The following is a 19,753-nucleotide window of genomic DNA, read 5'->3' as shown; positions in this document are numbered from 1 at the left end:
TCCATGTCGAGTCACGTTGACCGCCGCACAGGGGGAGTGCTGCATTCCCTCCCCCGCTCGATAGGAGTGCGATCTTCGTTGCCCGTCTTAATGTCCGCACTCGGTCGCCTCGCCTGCCGTCGAACACGCACGGGCAGACCGAGACCCTCCCCGTGGGCAGTACCGCGCAGTTTGCTCCAGATGGCGAACTCCAGCGCGGCCTGAGGACGTTCACCGCGTTCCCGATCTGCATCTTTTGCCACTACCGCGAGGAGTTTGATTTCCGTGAAGACTTTCCACGTGTCGCCCCGGCAGGAAGGCATCTGGCTGGCGCAGAAGTTCGCGCCCGAAATGTCGAACAACGCGTGTGTGCGATGGGGCATCGAGGGAGAGCTCGATGTGCCGCTCCTCGTCCGCACCCTCGAGGTGACGTTCAGCGAGCACAGTAGTGCACGTGTCAACTTCACGGAGTCCGAGGACGGGCTGCGGCAAGTGGTGCGGGACATGGGGGACTGGTCCCCGCTCGTCATCGACGTGAGCGGCGAAGCGGACCCGGAAGCGGCGGCACGGGCCCGGGTTCTGGAGATCGACACGCAGCCGTTCGACCTGGAGCACGACCCACTCTTCCGGGCCGCGGTCCTGAAGCTCGGGGAATCCCGGTTCGTACTGGCGGTGGTCATTCACCATGCGGTGACGGACGGGTACGGCCTGATGCGGGTCCTGCCGCGCCGAATCGGTGACGTCTATGCGGCCCTGAAGAACGGGGACCCGGTTCCGGCGTTCACGCCCGCCGGGCCGGAGGACATCAACGAAGAGGACGCCCGCTACAGCCGCTCCGCCCAGTTCCAGCAGGACGCGGAATTCTGGCAGGACTACGTGGCGGATCTGCCCCCCGCGGCGAGGTTGCAGGGTGAGCGCAGTTCCGACGTTCCGGTCGCCATCCGGCGGATCGTGGATGTCGACGCGGAGGAGGTGGGCCGGTGGGCGGCTGCAGCTGAGGCCATAGGTGTGCCGACGCCAACGCTCCTGACGGCCGCATCGGTTTCATTCCTCCGCGCCATGGGAAACCCGCAGGAATTCACCATCTCGTACCCTGTCGCCAGCCGCCCGGAGGTCTTGAAGAACACGTACGGCCTCCTGGCGAAAATCGTTCCGCTGCGCGTTCGGGTTCCGCTTTCCTCCCGTTTTGCAGAGGTCGCCCATGGGGTGGGCGCCCAGATGAAGGCTGCCATTCTGCATTCCGGATACGACGGTGCAGACATTCGGCGCGCCTCGGGCCTCGACGGTTCGATCGCCAGTACGCCTTTCGGCGCGTGTGTCAATATCATTCCGTTTGCCACGGTCACGGAGATCGAAGGCTGCACGACCGAATGGGGCGGCTGCACCCCGGGCGTCACCGACGAACTGATGATCATCATGTACTACGACGGCCGTGCCGGCAGCGGTCTCAGCATGTCCATCGAGGGCAATGGCCTGCTCTACAGCCAGAAAGACCTGGATCTCTTCTCTGCCCAGTTGCTTGCCTTCATCAGGGCTGCGGTGGCGGATCCGCAGGTTGTGGTGGGTCGGGTGGATGTGCTGGGGGCGGGTGAGCGTGAGCGTTTGGCTCTGGTGAATGACACGTCGGTGCCGGTGGTTGGTGGGTCGGTTTCGGGGTTGTTTGAGCGGCAGGTGGGTGTGGCGCCTGATGCTGTCGCGGTGGTCCGTGACGGGGTGGAGTTTTCGTATGCGGAGGTGAATGCGCGGGCGAACCGGTTGGCGCGGGTGTTGGCGGGTCGTGGTGTGGGGCGTGGTTCGGTGGTGGGGGTTGCGCTGCCGCGGTCCGCTGAGCTGGTGATCGGGTTGTTGGCGGTGTTGAAGGCCGGTGGTGCGTATGTGCCGGTGGACCCGAAGTACCCGAGCCACCGGTTGGACTTCATTCTGGGCGAGGCCCGGCCGCAGGTGGTCCTGACCGATGCGGAGACGGTGAGTGTGCTTCCGCCGACCGATGCCGGGCTTGTGCTGCTGGACGAGGTTGATCTGTCGGTGGGTGATGCCGGGGATCTGGGTGTGGTGGCAGGTCCGGATGACCTGGCGTATGTGATGTATACGTCGGGGTCGACGGGGACGCCGAAGGGTGTGGCGGTCAGCCACGGCACTGTGGTGAATGGTGTCTCGCGTCTGGCTGAGCAGATTGAGGCGGGGCCGGGGCGTCGTGCTTTGGCGAGTACGTCCGTCAACTTCGATGTGTCGGTGTTTGAGATCTTCACCAGCCTGTGCCATGGCGGGTCCATTGAAGTGGTCCGTGACGTGCTGGTGCTGGGCGAGCGCGGTGGCTTCGACGGGCAGATCGTCTCCACTGTCCCGTCCGCATTCGCGGAGCTGGTTGACCTGCTTGCCCCTGGCATCGACACGCTCGTGTTTGCGGGTGAGGCGCTGCCGGCGGGTCTGGTGGACCGGGTGCGTGAGGCGTTCCCCGGTGTGAAGGTGGTCAACGCCTACGGGCAGACCGAGTCCTTCTACGCGACCACGAGCAGTGTTGCGGGTGGCGCAGCGATTGGGTTGCCGCTGGGCAATATGCGTGCCTATGTTCTCGGGCCCGGCTTGCAGCCTGCGCCGGCGGGTGCGGTGGGGGAGTTGTATGTCGGTGGGGCGATCGCCCGCGGCTACTTCGAGCGGGCGGGTCTGACGGCCGAGCGGTTCGTCGCCGATCCCTTCGGTACCCCCGGCGCACGTATGTATCGCACCGGTGACCTGGCGCGCTGGAATGCGAGTGGTGAGCTGGAGTATCTCGGCCGCAGTGACAGTCAGATCAAGATCCGCGGGTTCCGTATCGAGCCCGGAGAGGTCGAAGCCGCGCTCACTGCCCACCCCGCTGTTGCTCAGGTCGTGGTCCTTGCAACCGCAGGCAAGCAGCTCGTCGCCTACATCGTCCCGCAGGGCGTGAGGGACAGTGGCAGTGGTGTCGAGGACACGGGCGTCATGGAGCTGGACCTGGCCGCCGGTATCTCGGCGCGGGAGCTCCGGACCTTCGTGTCCGGCAGGCTGCCGGAGTACATGGTTCCGTCGGCGTTCGTGCTGCTGGACCGGCTGCCGTTGATGCCCAACGGCAAGCTGGACCATCGCGCATTGCCGGAACCGGGGTTCAGCGGGGGCCAGTACCGTGCGCCGCAGGGCCGGGTGGAGGAGGTTCTTGCTGCGGTCTATGCCGAGGTGCTGGGGCTTGACCGGGTGGGTATCGACGACGACTTCTTTGGAGTCGGTGGCGACAGCATTCGCTCGATCCAGGTCGTTTCCAGGGCGCGTGCCCAGGGTGTCGAGGTGTCGCCGTCGCAGGTCTTCCAGCTGCGGACGGTTGCGGAACTGGCGCGGGTCGCGACCAGCACCGGTACCGGAGCCGGTCCTGTGCTTGAGGAGTACGAAGGTGGTGGCACCGGTGTCGTGCCGCTGCTCCCCATTGCGAAGTACATGCTCGACCTGGGCAACTACGACCGCTTCGCGATGGCCATGCTGCTCGACCTGCCGATGGGAATCGATCTCGCAGGGCTGACGGCGACCTTGGGTGCCGTCCTCAACCACCACGATGTGTTGCGCGCCCGTCTGGTCCTCGACGGCACCGGCGGATTCATGCAGGTGGGCCCACCGGACTCGGTGGATGTGGCGGGGCTGATCCACCGCGTCGAATGCGATGGACGTTGGCAGGGCGAGGAGTGGGACCGGTTGGCTGCCGCCGAGCTGGATGCGGCATCCGAGCGCCTCAATCCGACCGGTGGGGTGATGGCTCAGTTCGTCTGGTTCGTGCCGACCTCCGGGGCCGCGGGGCGACTGTGGGTGGTGCTGCATCACCTGGTCGTGGACGGCGTGTCCTGGCGAATCCTGCTGCCCGATTTCGCAGCGGCGTGGAAGCGCGTTCGTGCGGGCGAGGCGCCGGATCTGCCACAGCCCGTGACATCGGTGCGGCGTTGGGCTCATGCGTTGTTGGAGGAGGCGCGTAGTCCTGGGCGGGTGTCGGAGTTGGGTGTGTGGCGTTCGGTGTTGGAGGGGCCGGATCCGTTGTTGGGGTCGCGGGTGTTGGATCCGGTGGTGGATGTGATGTCCACGGTTGACCGGGTGCGTGTGGGTGTGTCGTCGGGGGTGACGGAGGCGTTGTTGTCGACGGTTCCGGCTGTGTTCCGTGGTGGTGTGAACGATGGTCTGTTGGCTGCGTTGGGTGTTGCGGTGGTGCAGTGGCGTCGTGCGCGGGGTGTGGTGGAGTCGTCGGCGTTGGTGCGGTTGGAGGGGCATGGTCGTGAGCAGGAGGTCGTGCCGGGTGCGGATCTGTCGAGCACGGTGGGCTGGTTTACGAGTATGTTCCCGGTCCGGTTGGAGACGGCTGGGTTTGATCTGGATGAGGTGTTGGCTGGGGGTCCGGCTGCGGGTGGTGTGCTGAAGGCGGTCAAGGAGCAGTTGCTGGCTGTTCCGGACAAGGGTCTGGGTTTTGGTCTCCTGCGGTATCTGAACGAGGAGACGGGTGCGGAGCTGGGGCGGTTTGGTACGGGGCAGATCGGGTTCAACTATCTGGGCCGGTTCTCCGCGACGGACATGCCCGACGACCTGCGAGGACTCGGCTGGACCCAAGCGGCCGAGCTGGAAGCTCCTCCCGGCGACGACCGGCCGGCACTCTCCACCGTGGACATCAACGTCCTTGTCGTCGACACCGAACTCGGACCGCAGCTGGATGCTGTGATCGGGTTCCCCACAGGTGTGCTTACCCGTGCGGATGTGCAGGAGTTGGCGGATCTGTGGTGTACGGCATTGGAGGGCATCGCCCGCCATGCATCGACTGCCGACGCGGGTGGTTTCACTCCGTCGGATCTGCCGTTGGTGGAGGTGAAGCAGGAAGACATCGAGGTTTGGGAGCAGCGCTACCCCACCCTGTCCGACGTCTGGCCCCTCACCCCGCTCCAGTCCGGTCTGCTGTTCCACACGATGCTGGCGGACTCGGCATACGACGCGTACCAGATGCAGCTGGTGTTCCATGTCGCTGGTTCGGTGGACGCGGAGCGTATGCGGGCTGCGGGGCAGGCGTTGCTGGACCGGTATCCGAACCTGCGGACCGCGTTTGTCACCACGTCTGCGGGTGATCAGGTTCAGGTCGTGGTTGATGGTGTGGAACTGCCGTGGCAGGAAGTCGACTTGAGTGGGCTGCCGGAGGGGGCGAGGAGCGAGGCGTTCGAGCGGTTCCTGGTCGAGGACCATGCCGCGCACTTCGACCCGGTCACGCCTCCCATGCTCCGGCTGACGCTGGTCCGGATGGGCCCCGACCACTGCGAACTCGTACTGACCGCCCACCATGTGCTCTTCGACGGCTGGTCCTTCCCGATCCTGATGCAGGACATCCTGCGCCTGTACGGGGCCGATGGAGCGCTGAGCGCGCCGCCGAGGGTTCGGGGCGGGTACCGGGACTTCCTGGAGTGGCTGGCTCGTCAGGACGATGAGGCTTCCGCCCGGGCTTGGGCCGAGGAATTGGCCGGTGTGGAAGAGCCCACTCTGCTGCTGCCCGAAGCCCTTACCGATGCGGAGAGCTCGGGGTTCGGGCAGGTGAGTACCCCGCTGTCGGCGGAGGATGCGAGGGCGCTGGCGCGGCGTGCTACGGAGCTTGGTGTCACGGTCAACACCCTGGTGCAGGGTGCCTGGGCCGTGCTGCTGGGGCAGCTGACGGGGCGCACGGACGTGGTGTTCGGCGCGACGGTTTCGGGTCGGCCGCCGGCAGTGCAGGATGTCGATGCGATGGTGGGCATGTTCATCAACACCCTGCCTGTGCGGGTGGCGTACGCCCCGGGGGAGACGTTTGAGCAGCTCCTGACCGGTTTGCAGCAGCGCCAGGCGGCCCTCCTGGACCATCACCACCACGGACTGTCCGACATTCAGCTGGCCACGGGTATACCTACGCTGTTCGACACGCTGCTGGTGTTCGAGTCGTATCCGGTGGACCGGCTCGGTATCAACGAGGTGAACGCGGCCGGCAGCATCGCCGTCACCGGCATTCGCCCGATCTCCAGCACCCACTACCCGCTGACGGTGCTGGCCGAAGTCGAGCCGCAGCTGCGGTTGACGCTGCACTACCAGCAGCACCTGCTCCAGCAGAGCTCGGTCGAAGACATTGCGGCTCGTTTGGCCGGTGTGCTGCGGCAGTTGGTGATCGACCCGCGGGTTGTGGTGGGTCGGGTGGATGTGCTGGGGGCGGGTGAGCGTGAGCGTTTGGCTCTGGTGAATGACACGTCGGTGCCGGTGGTTGGTGGGTCGGTTTCGGGGTTGTTTGAGCGGCAGGTGGGTGTGGCGCCTGATGCTGTCGCGGTGGTCTGTGACGGGGTGGAGTGGTCGTTTGGGGAGGTGAATGCGCGGGCGAACCGGTTGGCGCGGGTGCTGGCGGGTCGTGGTGTGGGGCGTGGTTCGGTGGTGGGGGTTGCGCTGCCGCGGTCCGCTGAGCTGGTGATCGGGTTGTTGGCGGTGTTGAAGGCCGGTGGTGCGTATGTGCCGGTGGACCCGAAGTACCCGAGCCACCGGTTGGACTTCATTCTGGGCGAGGCCCGGCCGCAGGTGATCCTGACTGATACGGACACGCTGTCGGTGCTCCCGCAGAGTGACAGCGGACTGCTGTTGCTGGACGAGACCGATCTGTCGGTGGGTGATGCCGGGGATCTGGGTGTGGTGGCAGGTCCGGATGACCTGGCGTATGTGATGTATACGTCGGGGTCGACAGGGACGCCGAAGGGAGTGGCGGTCAGCCACGGCACTGTGGTGAATGGTGTCTCGCGTCTGGCTGAGCAGATTGAGGCAGGACCGGGGCGTCGCGCCTTGGCGAGTACGTCCGTCAACTTCGATGTGTCGGTGTTCGAGATCTTCACCAGCCTGTGCCATGGCGGGTCCATTGAGGTGGTCCGTGATGTGTTGGTGCTCGGCGAGCGCGGTGGCTTCGACGGGCAGATCGTCTCCACTGTCCCGTCCGCATTCGCGGAGCTGGTTGACCTGCTTGCCCCTGGCATCGACACGCTCGTGTTCGCGGGTGAGGCGCTGCCGGCGGGTCTGGTGGACCGGGTGCGTGAGGCGTTCCTCGGGGTGAAGGTGGTCAACGCCTACGGGCAGACCGAGTCCTTCTACGCCACCACGAGCAGTGCAGCGGGTGGCGCGGCGATCGGGCTGCCGCTCGGCAATATGCGTGCCTACGTTCTCGGGCCCGGCCTGCAGCCCGCGCCGACAGGCGCTGTGGGCGAGCTGTATGTCGGCGGGACGATCGCCCGCGGCTACTTCGAGCGGGCGGGTCTGACGGCCGAGCGGTTCGTCGCCGATCCCTTCGGTACCCCCGGCGCACGTATGTATCGCACCGGTGACCTGGCGCGCTGGAATGCGAGTGGTGAGCTGGAGTATCTCGGCCGCAGTGACAGTCAGATCAAGATCCGCGGGTTCCGTATCGAGCCCGGAGAGGTCGAAGCCGCGCTGGCTGCGCATCCTGCCGTCACCCAAGCCGCGGTGGTCGTCACCGACGCCAAGCAGCTCGTCGCCTACGTCGTCCCGGCTGCCGAGGCTGCCGGGCCCACCGTGGACGAGCTGCGGTCGTTCGCGTCCGGCAGGCTGCCGGAGTACATGGTTCCGTCGGCATTCGTCCTGTTGGACCGGCTGCCGTTGATGCCCAACGGCAAGTTGGACCGGGCAGCACTGCCCGAGCCGGAGACCATCGGGGTCCCCTACCGGGCGCCGCGCACGGCACAGGAAGAAACCCTGGCCACCGTATTCGGCGAAGTCCTCGGCCTGGGCCAAGCCGTGGGTATCGACGACAACTTCTTCCTGCTGGGCGGGCATTCGCTCCTTGCGACCCGGCTCATCAGCCGAATCCGTACCGAGCTCGGCGCAGAGATTCCGATCAAGACCGTCTTCGGTTCGCCCACGGTCGCCGAGCTCGCCGCGCGCCTCACCGCAGGCGCCACTCCGCTGCGCCGATCGTTGCAGCGGTTCGCCGAGCGTCCCGACCGGTTGCCGCTGTCCTTCGCGCAGCGACGCCTCTGGTTCATGGACAAGTTCGAGGGGCCTTCAGCCACCTACAACATCCCGCTGAGCCTGCGCCTCACCGGCGATCTCGATGCCAGTTCCCTCGCCGCGGCCCTGCAGGACGTGGTGGCCCGGCACGAGAGCCTGCGCACCGTGTACCTCCAGGACACCGAGGGGGTGCCGTTCCAGCAGATCGTCCCAGCCCGGGAAGCCCTCCTGAACGTTCCGATTGTGGAGGTCACCGCCGAAGGCATGCCCGGCGCCCTCGCCGAGATGGCCGAGTACCGGTTCGACCTGTCTTCGGAGATTCCGGTGCGGGCGCGCATCCTGCGCACCGGCCCGGACGAGCACATCCTCTCCCTCGTGATCCACCACATCGCCGGCGACGGTGAATCGATTGCAGTGCTGATCCGTGAGGTCTCGGCCGCCTACACCGCACGTCGTGAGGGCCGAGCACCACAGTTCGCTGAACTGCCCGTCCAGTACGCCGACTACACGCTGTGGCAGCGTGAACTGCTGGGCGAGGAAAGCGACCCGGAGAGCCTGCTGGCGGCCCAGACCGGATATTGGCGCAAGGAGCTCGCCGGTATTCCGCAGCCGCTTCAGCTGCCCACGGACCGGCCGCGCCCGCCGAAGGCCAGCCATCGCGGCGAAATGATCGAATTCGCTCTGGATTCCGATCTCCTGGACATGATCGAGGAGTTGGTACGACAGCGGGATGTGACCGTCTCGATGGTGATGCAGTCGGCTCTCGCCGTATTGCTGCACCAGCTGGGCGCGGGCGACGACATCGCTATCGGCTCTCCGATCGCCGGCCGTACCGATGATGCGCTCAACGACCTGATCGGATTCTTCGTCAACACCTGGGTGCTGCGCGCAGAGCTCGCGGAGGCAGTGACCTTCGACGCACTGCTGCGGCAGGTGAAGGAAAAGGCGCTTGGAGCCTACGGAAACCAGGACGCTCCCTTCGAGCGCCTGGTGGAGCTCCTCAACCCGGACCGCTCCACTGCTCACCACCCGCTGTTCCAGGTGATGCTCGCCTGGCAGAACTTCACCCAGACGGACTTTGACCTGCCTGGCCTGCGCGTGGACTTGGCGCCCGGTGCGACCGGCACTGCGAAGTTCGACCTGTTCATCAACCTGACGGAGCGGACAGGCCCGGACGGCAGGGACGTACAGGGCCTGATCGAGTACGCCACCGATCTCTTCGACCGCGAGACGGCGGAGCGGATCGCCGAGCGGTACGTACGTGTGGTGCGACAGCTGGTCGCCGAGCCCGGGATGCGTATCGACTCGGTGGATGTGCTGGGGGCGGGTGAGCGTGAGCGTCTGGCTCTGGTGAATGACACATCGGTGCCTGTGGAGGCGGTGTCGGTTTCGGGGTTGTTTGAGCGGCAGGTGGGTGTGGCGCCTGATGCTGTCGCGGTGGTCTGTGACGGGGTGGAGTGGTCGTTTGGGGAGGTGAATGCGCGGGCGAACCGGTTGGCGCGGGTGCTGGCGGGTCGTGGTGTGGGACGTGGTTCGCTGGTCGCAGTCGCGCTGCCGCGGTCCGCTGATCTCATCGTGGGGCTGTTGGCGGTGTTGAAGGCCGGTGGTGCGTATGTGCCGGTGGACCCGAAGTACCCGAGCCACCGGCTGGACTTCATCCTGGGCGAGGCCCGGCCGCAGGTGATCCTGACCGATGCGGAGACGGTGACCGTGCTTCCGCAGAGTGACAGCGGACTGCTGTTGCTGGACGAGACCGATCTGTCGGTGGGTGATGCCGGGGATCTGGGTGTGGTGGCAGGTCCGGATGACCTGGCGTATGTGATGTACACGTCGGGGTCGACGGGGACGCCTAAGGGGGTGGCGGTCAGCCACGGCACTGTGGTGAATGGTGTGTCGCAGCTGGCTGAGCAGATTGAGGCAGGCCCGGGGCGTCGCGCCTTGGCGAGTACGTCCATCAACTTCGATGTGTCGGTGTTTGAGATCTTCACCAGCCTGTGCCATGGCGGGTCCATTGAGGTGGTCCGTGATGTGTTGGTGCTCGGTGAGCGTGGAGGGTTTGACGGGCAGATCGTCTCCACTGTCCCGTCTGCGTTCGCTGAGCTGGTGGACCTGCTTGCCCCTGGCATCGACACGCTTGTGTTTGCGGGTGAGGCGCTGCCGGCGGGTCTGGTGGACCGGGTCCATGAGGCATTCCCCGGGGTGAAGGTGGTCAACGCCTACGGGCAGACCGAGTCCTTCTACGCCACCACGAGCAGTGCAGCGGGTGGCGCGGCGATCGGGCTGCCGCTCGGCAATATGCGTGCCTACGTTCTCGGGCCCGGCCTGCAGCCTGCGCCGACAGGCGCTGTGGGCGAGCTGTATGTCGGCGGGACGATCGCCCGCGGTTACTACGAGCGCCCAGGCTTGACGGTCGAGCGGTTCGTCGCCGATCCCTTCGGCACCCCCGGCTCGCGTATGTATCGCACCGGTGACCTGGCGCGCTGGAATACCAGTGGCGAGCTGGAATACCTCGGCCGCAGTGACAGTCAGATCAAGATCCGCGGGTTCCGTATCGAGCCCGGAGAGGTCGAGGCCACGCTCACCGCCCACCCCGCCGTCACCCAAGCCACGGTGGTCGTCACCGACGCCAAGCAGCTCGTCGCCTACGTCGTCCCGGCTGCCACACGGGGCGACGGCGACGCCGAGCATGTGGGGGAGGGGCAATACGATCTGGCGGGCTGGATCTCTTCGCGAGACCTGCGGACCTTCGTGTCCGGCAGGCTGCCGGAGTACATGGTGCCGTCCGCGTTCGTCCTGCTGGACCGGCTGCCGTTGATGCCCAACGGCAAGCTGGACCGGGCAGCACTGCCCGAGCCGGCGTTCAGCGGGGGCCAGTACCGTGCCCCGCAGAGCCGGGTGGAGGAGGTTCTCGCTGCGGTCTATGCCGAGGTGCTGGGGCTTGACCGGGTGGGTATCGACGACGACTTCTTTGCCGTCGGCGGTGACAGCATCCGGTCCATCCAGGTGGTCACGCGGGCGCGTGCCCAGGGTGTCGAGGTGTCGCCGTCGCAGGTCTTCCAGCTGCGGACGGTTGCGGAACTGGCGCGGGTCGCGACCAGTACCGGTACCGGAGCCGGTCCCGTGCTCGAGGAGTACGAAGGTGGTGGCACCGGTGTCGTGCCGCTGCTCCCCATTGCGAAGTACATGCTCGAACTGGGCGGCGGCTACGACCGGTTCGCCATGTCTATGGCTCTGGAGTTGCCGCACGGCATCGACGCCGACGAGCTGTACGCCACCCTGCAGGCGGTCGTCGACCGTCACGACATCATGCGCTCCTGCCTCGTCCTGGACGAGGCGTGCGGCGACAGTCTCCGTATCGGTCCTGCGGGATCGGTCGATGTGAGCACGCTGGTACACCGGGTCGCCTGGGACGGCGCCTGTGGCGCGGAATGGCAGCGGCTGGCTGCTGCCGAACTCAACGCAGCAGTAGGCAGGTTGGATCCGGCCGGCGGAGTGATGGCTCAGTTCGTCTGGTTCCGTACGGGCGAGGGCGCAGGCCGTCTGCTGATCGCACTCCACCACCTGGTCGTGGACGGCGTGTCCTGGCGGATCCTGCTGCCGGACTTCGCCGAAGCATGGCGCCAGGTCAGGGACGGCCGGGCGAAGCCTGAGCTGACCGGTGTCGGCACGTCCGTGCGGCGTTGGGCTCATGCGTTGTTGGAGGAGGCGCGTAGTCCTGGGCGGGTGTCGGAGTTGGGTGTGTGGCGTTCGGTGTTGGAGGGGCCGGATCCGTTGTTGGGGTCGCGGGTGTTGGATCCGGTGGTGGATGTGATGTCCACGGTTGACCGGGTGCGTGTGGGTGTGTCGTCGGGGGTGACGGAGGCGTTGTTGTCGACGGTTCCGGCTGTGTTCCGTGGTGGTGTGAACGATGGTCTGTTGGCTGCGTTGGGTGTTGCGGTGGTGCAGTGGCGTCGTGCGCGGGGCGTGGTGGAGTCGTCGGCGTTGGTGCGGTTGGAGGGACATGGTCGTGAGCAGGAGGTCGTGCCGGGTGCGGATCTGTCGAGCACGGTGGGCTGGTTTACGAGTATGTTCCCGGTTCGGTTGGAGACGGCTGGGTTTGATCTGGATGAGGTGTTGGCTGGGGGTCCGGCTGCGGGTGGTGTGCTGAAGGCGGTCAAGGAGCAGTTGCTGGCTGTTCCGGACAAGGGTCTGGGTTTTGGTCTCCTGCGGTACTTGAACGAGGAGACGGGTGCGGAGCTGGGGCGGTTTGGTACGGGGCACATCGGGTTCAACTATCTGGGCCGGTTCTCCGCGACGGACATGCCCGACGACCTGCGCGGACTCGGCTGGACCCAACTGTCGGGCTCAGAGGCCGTGACTGCGGACCTGGACGCCGATATGCCGGCGCTGTCGACGGTCGAGATCAACTCGGCGGTTGTCGACACCGACCAGGGCTCCCGGTTCGAGGCCGTGATCGGGTTCCCCACCGGTGTTCTCACCCGTGCGGACGTGCAGGAGCTGGCGGATCTGTGGTGCGCGGCACTGGAGGGCATCGCCCGCCACGCCTCGACTGCTGACGCGGGTGGTTTCACTCCGTCGGACCTGCCGTTGGTGGAGGTGAAGCAACAGGACATCGAGGTCTGGGAGCAGCGCTATCCCGCCCTGTCCGACGTCTGGCCCGTCACCCCGCTCCAGTCCGGCTTCCTGTTCCACGCCTTGCTCAACGAGGACGACTTCGACGCGTACCAGATGCAGCTGGCGTTCCATGTCGCTGGTGCGGTGGACGCGGAGCGTATGCGGGCTGCGGGGCAGGCGTTGCTGGACCGGTATCCGAACCTGAGGACCGCCTTCGTCACCACGTCTGCGGGTGATCAGGTTCAGGTGGTGGTTGATGGTGTGGAACTTCCCTGGCAGGAAGTCGACTTGAGTGGGCTGCCGGAGGAGGCGAGGAGCGAGGCGTTCGAGCGGTTCCTGGTCGAGGACCATGCCGCGCACTTCGACCCGGTCACGCCTCCCATGCTCCGGCTGACGCTGGTCCGGATGGGCCCCGAGCACTGTGAACTCGTACTGACCGCCCACCATGTGCTCTTCGACGGATGGTCGTTCCCGATCCTGTTGCAGGACATCCTGAGGCTCTACGGTGCAGGCGGCGGACTCGGCGCGCTGCCGAAGGTCCGCGGTGGCTACCGGGATTTCCTGGAGTGGCTGTCCCGCCAGGACCGCGACGCATCCGCCCGGGCCTGGGCCGCGGAGATGGCCGGCGTGGAAGAGCCGACCCTGCTGCTCACCGAGGTGAGCAGCGCTGCACAGACCGCCGCGATCGGGCAGGTGAGTACCCCGCTGTCGGCGGAGGATGCGAGGGCGCTGGCGCGGCGTGCTGCGGAGCTGGGTGTCACGGTCAACACCCTGGTGCAGGGTGCCTGGGCCGTGCTGCTGGGGCAGCTGACGGGGCGCACGGACGTGCTGTTCGGCGCGACGGTTTCGGGCCGGCCGCCGACGGTGCCGGACGTCGATGCCATGGTGGGCTTGTTCATCAACACCCTGCCGGTGCGGGTGTCTTACTCCCCGGGAGAGACGTTCGAGCAGCTGCTCACCTCTCTGCAGCAGCGGCAGGCGGCCCTCCTGGACCATCACCACCACGGACTGTCCGACATCCAGCAGGCCACGGGATTCAAGGAACTGTTCGACACGCTGGTCGTCTTCCAGTCCTACCCGGTGGACCAGGCCGCGATCGCCGAAGCCCACGCCGCCGGCGGCATTTCGATTGCCGGATTCCGTGCAATGTCCGGCAGTCACTATCCGCTCACCGTCATGGTGGGCGCCGACCCGTACTTGCAGGTGAACCTGCAGTATCAGCCGGCCGCGTTCGAACGGGGTGCTGTGGAGACCATGGCGGCTCGTTTGGCCGGTGTACTGAGGCAGTTGGTGATCGACCCGCGGGTTGCGGTGGGTCGGGTGGATGTACTGGAGGCGGGTGAGCGTGAGCGTCTGGCTCTGGTGAATGACACATCGGTGCCTGTGGAGGCGGTGTCGGTTTCCGGGTTGTTTGAGCGGCAGGTGCGGGTGGCGGCTGATGCTGTCGCGGTGGTGTGTGACGGGGTGGAGTGGTCGTTTGGGGAGGTGAATGCGCGGGCGAACCGGTTGGCGCGGGTGCTGGCGGGTCGTGGTGTGGGACGTGGTTCGCTGGTCGCAGTCGCGCTGCCGCGGTCCGCTGATCTCATCGTGGGGCTGTTGGCGGTGTTGAAGGCCGGTGGTGCGTATGTGCCGGTGGACCCGAAGTACCCGAGCCACCGGCTGGACTTCATTCTGGGCGAGGCCCGGCCGCAGGTGATCCTGACTGATACGGACACGCTGTCGGTGCTCCCGCAGAGTGACAGCGGACTGCTGTTGCTGGACGAGACCGATCTGTCGGTGGGTGATGCCGGGGATCTGGGTGTGGTGGCAGGTCCGGATGACCTGGCGTATGTGATGTACACGTCGGGGTCGACAGGGACGCCGAAGGGAGTGGCGGTCAGCCACGGCACTGTGGTGAATGGTGTCTCGCGTCTGGCTGAGCAGATTGAGGCAGGACCGGGGCGTCGCGCCTTGGCGAGTACGTCCGTCAACTTCGATGTGTCGGTGTTCGAGATCTTCACCAGCCTCTGCCACGGCGGGTCCATTGAGGTGGTCCGTGACGTGCTGGTGCTCGGCGAGCGCGGTGGCTTCGACGGGCACATCGTCTCCACCGTCCCGTCCGCATTCGCGGAGCTGGTGGACCTGCTCGCCCCCGGCATCGACACACTCGTGTTCGCGGGTGAGGCGCTGCCGGCGAGTCTGGTGGACCGGGTCCATGAGGCATTCCTCGGGGTGAAGGTGGTCAACGCCTACGGGCAGACCGAGTCCTTCTACGCCACCACGAGCAGTGCAGCGGGTGGCGCGGCGATCGGGCTGCCGCTCGGCAATATGCGTGCCTACGTTCTCGGGCCCGGCCTGCAGCCTGCGCCGACAGGCGCTGTGGGCGAGCTGTATGTCGGCGGGACGATCGCCCGCGGCTACTTCGAGCGGGCGGGTCTGACGGCCGAGCGGTTCGTCGCCGATCCCTTCGGTACCCCCGGCGCACGTATGTATCGCACCGGCGACCTGGCGCGCTGGAATACCAGTGGCGAGCTGGAGTACCTCGGCCGCAGTGACAGTCAGATCAAGATCCGCGGGTTCCGTATCGAGCCCGGAGAGGTCGAGGCCACGCTCACCGCCCACCCCGCCGTCACCCAAGTCACGGTCGTGGCCCACGGAGAACTGCTCGTGGCGTACGCGGTGTTGGCAACCCCGCATGCCGAGGCGGACGGGCCCACCCTCGACGACCTGCGGACCTTCGCATCCGGCAAGCTGCCGGAGTACATGGTTCCGTCCGCGTTCGTCCTGTTGGACCGGCTGCCGTTGATGCCCAACGGCAAGTTGGACCGGGCAGCACTGCCCGAGCCGGAGACCATCGGGGTCCCCTACCGGGCGCCGCGCACGGCACAGGAAGAAACCCTGGCCACCGTATTCGCCGAAGAGCTCGGCCTGGACCAGGCCGTGGCCGTGGGCATCGACGACAACGTCTTCGTCCTGGGCTGCAACTCCCTCAAGGCCACCCGCGTCATCAGCCGGATCCGTACCGAGCTCGGCGTGGAGATACCGATCAGAACCCTCTTCGACTCGCCTACGATCGCCGAGCTCGCCGCGCACCTCACCGACAGCAGCACCCCGCTGCGCCGGTCGCTCCAGCGGTTCGCCGACGCCGAACGCCCCGAACGGCTCCCGCTGTCCTTCGCGCAGCGACGCCTCTGGTTCATGGACCAGCTCGAGGGGCCCTCCGCCACCTACAACATCCCGCTGACCCTGCGCCTCACCGGCGATCTCGATACCAGTTCCCTCGCCGCGGCCCTGCAAGACGTGGTGGCCCGGCACGAGAGCCTGCGCACCCTGTGTGTCGAAGACGCCGACGGGGCGCCCATGCAGCGGGTGGTGCCGGTGGCCGAGGCGGTCCTCGATGTCCCCGTGATCGAGGTGCCCGAGGTGTCCGCGGAGGGCGTCTCGGATGCCGTCGCCGAGGTGGCCACGCACCGGTTCGACCTGGCCGCGGAGATTCCGGTGCGGGCCCGCATCCTGCGCGTCCGCCCGGACGAACACATCCTGTGCCTGGTGATCCACCACATTGCGACGGACGGCGTGTCGATGGCCCCGCTGATGCGGGAGCTCTCGGCGGCCTACACCGCCCATCGTGCGGGCCGGGCACCGCAGTTCGCCGAACTGCCCGTCCAGTACGCCGACTACACGCTGTGGCAGCGCGAGCTGCTCGGGGAGGCCTCCGACCCCGCCAGTGTCCTGTCCCGGCAGTCCGACTACTGGCGTACGGAACTGGCGGACATGGCGCAGCCGATCCAGCTGCCCACGGACCGCCCCCGGCCGGAGAAGTTCAGCCACCGCGGCGAGATGCTCGCATTCACCATCGACGGTGACACCCTCGCCGCAGTGGAGCAGCTGGCGCTGAGCCGCGATGTCACCGTCTCGATGGTGATGCAGTCGGCCCTCACCGTGCTGCTGCACCGGCTGGGCGCCGGCGACGACATCGCAATCGGCTCCCCGATCGCCGGCCGTACCGACGAAGCCCTCAACGACCTGATCGGCTTCTTCGCCAACACCTGGATCCTGCGGGCCGACCTGGCGGGCACCCCGACCTTCGAGCAGCTGATGGGACAGGTGAAGGGCAAGGCGCTGTCGGCGTACGACAACCAGGACGTCCCGTTCGAGAGGCTCGTGGAGGTCCTCAAGCCGGAACGCTCCACCGCCCACCACCCGCTGTTCCAGGTGATGCTGGCCTGGCAGGACGTTCCCCGGTCCGGGTTCGAACTCCCCGAACTGGAAGCGGAGTTCGTCACGGCCGTGACCGGTGTGGCGAAATTCGACCTGCTCTTCAACCTGGGGGAGTCCGTCTCCGCCGACGGGCGCCGGGTGGACGGCCTGATCGAGTACGCCACCGATCTGTTCGACCGCGCCTCGGTCGAGCGGATCGCCGACCGGTTCGTCCGGGTGCTGGAGCAGGTCGTGGCCGATCCGGCGGTGCGGATCGACCGGGTGGACGTGCTGGATGCGGCCGAACGGTCGCAGCTGGCCGAATGGGCCCGGGCAGGCGGTGCAGGCGGCCCGGTGCCGGACGTCACCTTGGCTGCGGCATTCGAGGCGCAGGCGGCCCGGACCCCCGGCCTGCCCGCGCTGACCTGCGAGGACGTACTCGAGGACGTACATCTCGACTATGCCGGGCTCAACGCCCGGGCGAACCGGCTCGCACGCCTGCTGGCGGCGCGGGGTGCCGGGCCCGGCCAGTTCGTGGCCGTTGCCCTGCCCCGGTCGGCGGACCTGGTCGTCGCGCTGCTCGCGATCGTGAAGTCGGGGGCGGCGTACGTTCCGATCGACCCGGAGAGCCCGGCCGACCGGATCGCGTACATCCTCCAGGACGCGGACCCGCAGCTGCTGGTCACCACGGCGGCCGTCGCCGACCGCATCCCGGACAGCGGTGTGCCCCGTCTGGCACTCGCCGAACCCGCGACGGAGGAGGCACTCGCGGCCCTGCCGGGCCACGACCTCGGCGCGTCCGAGCGCACCACCCCGTCCCGCGCCTCCGACCCCGCGTACGTGATCTACACCTCGGGGTCCACGGGCCGGCCCAAGGGCGTGGTCGTCACGCACCTGAACGTGATGAGCCTGTTCACCGCCACCCAGGGCCTGTTCGGCTTCCGCGAGGACGACGTGTGGACCATGTTCCACTCGTACGCCTTCGACTTCTCGGTGTGGGAGCTGTGGGGCCCGCTGCTCCACGGCGGCCGGCTGGTGATGGTCCCGTACGAGGTGAGCCGCTCCCCCCAGGACTTCCTCGCCCTCCTCGTACGGGAACGGGTCACGGTCCTCAACCAGACGCCGTCCGCGTTCTACCAGCTGATGCGCGCGGACCGGGAATCCCCGGAGCTCAGCGGTGAACTCGCGCTCCGCTACGTGGTGTTCGGCGGTGAGGCCCTGGACCTGGCCCAGCTCGGCGACTGGTACGGGCGACATGCCGAGGAGGCTCCGGTGCTCGTCAACATGTACGGGATCACCGAGACCACCGTGCACGTCAGCCATCGGGTGCTGACCGAGCGCCTGGTGAAGGAGCAGGCGGGCAGCACCATCGGCATCGGTCTTCCCGGGCTCGAGGTCCATGTGCTGGACGGGGCCCGCAGGCCGGTTCCCGCCGGTGTCGCGGGGGAGATGTACGTGGCCGGCGGCCAGCTGGCCCGCGGCTATCTCAACCGTCCCGGCCTCACCGCCGAGCGCTTTGTCCCCAACCCCTTCGGCCCGCCCGGCAGCCGTCTGTACCGCTCCGGGGACCTGGCCCGCTGGACGCCGGACGGCCAACTGGAGTACCTGGGGCGGGCGGACGACCAGATCAAGCTCCGTGGCTTCCGGATCGAGCCGGGAGAGATCGAGGCGGCGCTGATCGGGCAGCAGGGCGTGGCGGAGGCGCGGGTGCTGGTGCGTACCGATGCCGTCGGGGACAGCGTGCTGACGGCGTATGTGGTTCCCGCCGCCGGTGCCGCCCCCGAACCGGCCGAACTCCGCGCCGAACTCCGGACGTTCCTGCCCGCCTACATGGTTCCCACGGCCTATGTGCTGCTCGACGAGATTCCCCTGACCGGCAACGGAAAGCTGAACCGCAAGGCACTGCCGGCCCCGACCCCCTCCCTCGGCACCGGCAGGGGCGGAGCGGCAGCCCCGCCGACCAATGCGCTGGAGCGCCGGATCGTGGAGGCCTGGGTCGAGGTGCTGGGCATCGCCGATATCGGGATCGACGACAACTTCTTCGACATCGGCGGCGATTCCTTCAAGGCGGTGACCCTGGCCCGTGCCATCGGCCAAGGGCTCTCCGTGATCGAGCTGTTCAAGAACCCGACCCCGCGCGGCCTCGCCGAGCACCTGGCGACCGCCCCCGAGGACGGGGCACCGCACCGCTGGCTGCACCGGCTCACCCCGGACCGGCCGGCGGGCGAACGCCCCCGGCACAGCCTGGTCTGCATTCCGTACGGTGGCGGCAGCGCCACCGTGTACCAGCCGCTGGCGGGGCAGGTGCCGCCGGACGTCGACCTGTGGACCGTGGCGCTGCCGGGCCACGACCCGGTGCTGCCCGACCAGCCCATGGTGGACCGCGCCGAGTGCCGGGACCGGCTGGTGGCGGAGATCGCCGCCTCGGTGGAGGGGCCGTTCAGCCTGTACGGGCACTGTGCGGGCACCCTGCTGACGGTGCTGGTCGCCCGGGGGCTGGAGGACCGCGGCCTGACCCCGGCGGCGGTCCACCTGGGAGCGCCCTGGGACATCGCGGCGTTCGCCTTCGCCGCGTCCACGACGCCGGACACGCTGGAATCCGCGCTCGACAGCAGCGACGAGGAGCTGCACGCCTTCCTGGTCTCGCTGGGCGGGTTCGAGCGCGCCTTCGACGAACGGGATCTGCAGCACGTACTGCGCGTCCTGCGGCATGACATGGGCGAGGGCATCCGGTTCCTGATCGACACGGTGCAGGAGTGGGACCGGCTGCGGGCCCCCATCAACGTGATCATCGGTGATGCGGACCCCGCCACGGACACCGTCGCGGACGGCTACCGCGCCTGGGAGCACTACGCGGAGGAGGTGTCACTCCAGATCGTCCCCGGCGGGAGCCACTACTTCGTGCAGGACCAGGCGGACCTGGTGTCCCGGATGATCGTCGGCTGACCGGCCGACCGGGATGACGGAAGGGGCCGCCCCCCGGCTGTTC

Annotated in this window: 1 protein-coding gene; it reads left to right on the top strand. The window is 67.5% G+C overall.

Annotated features, from left to right (window positions below; translation table 11 throughout):
- Positions 1-264: 264 nt before the first annotated feature.
- Positions 265-19,710 carry a non-ribosomal peptide synthetase gene (locus DEJ50_RS02645; RefSeq protein ID WP_190344228.1) on the top strand — a complete coding sequence of 6,482 codons (19,446 nt, stop codon included), beginning with the start codon at positions 265-267 and terminating at the stop codon, positions 19,708-19,710.
- Positions 19,711-19,753: the final 43 nt, after the last annotated feature.

It is taken from the genome of Streptomyces venezuelae (assembly GCF_008642295.1).
In the GTDB taxonomy this organism is placed as follows: Bacteria; Actinomycetota; Actinomycetes; order Streptomycetales; family Streptomycetaceae; genus Streptomyces; species Streptomyces venezuelae_C.
This window is presented reverse-complemented; position numbering and strand designations above follow the sequence as displayed.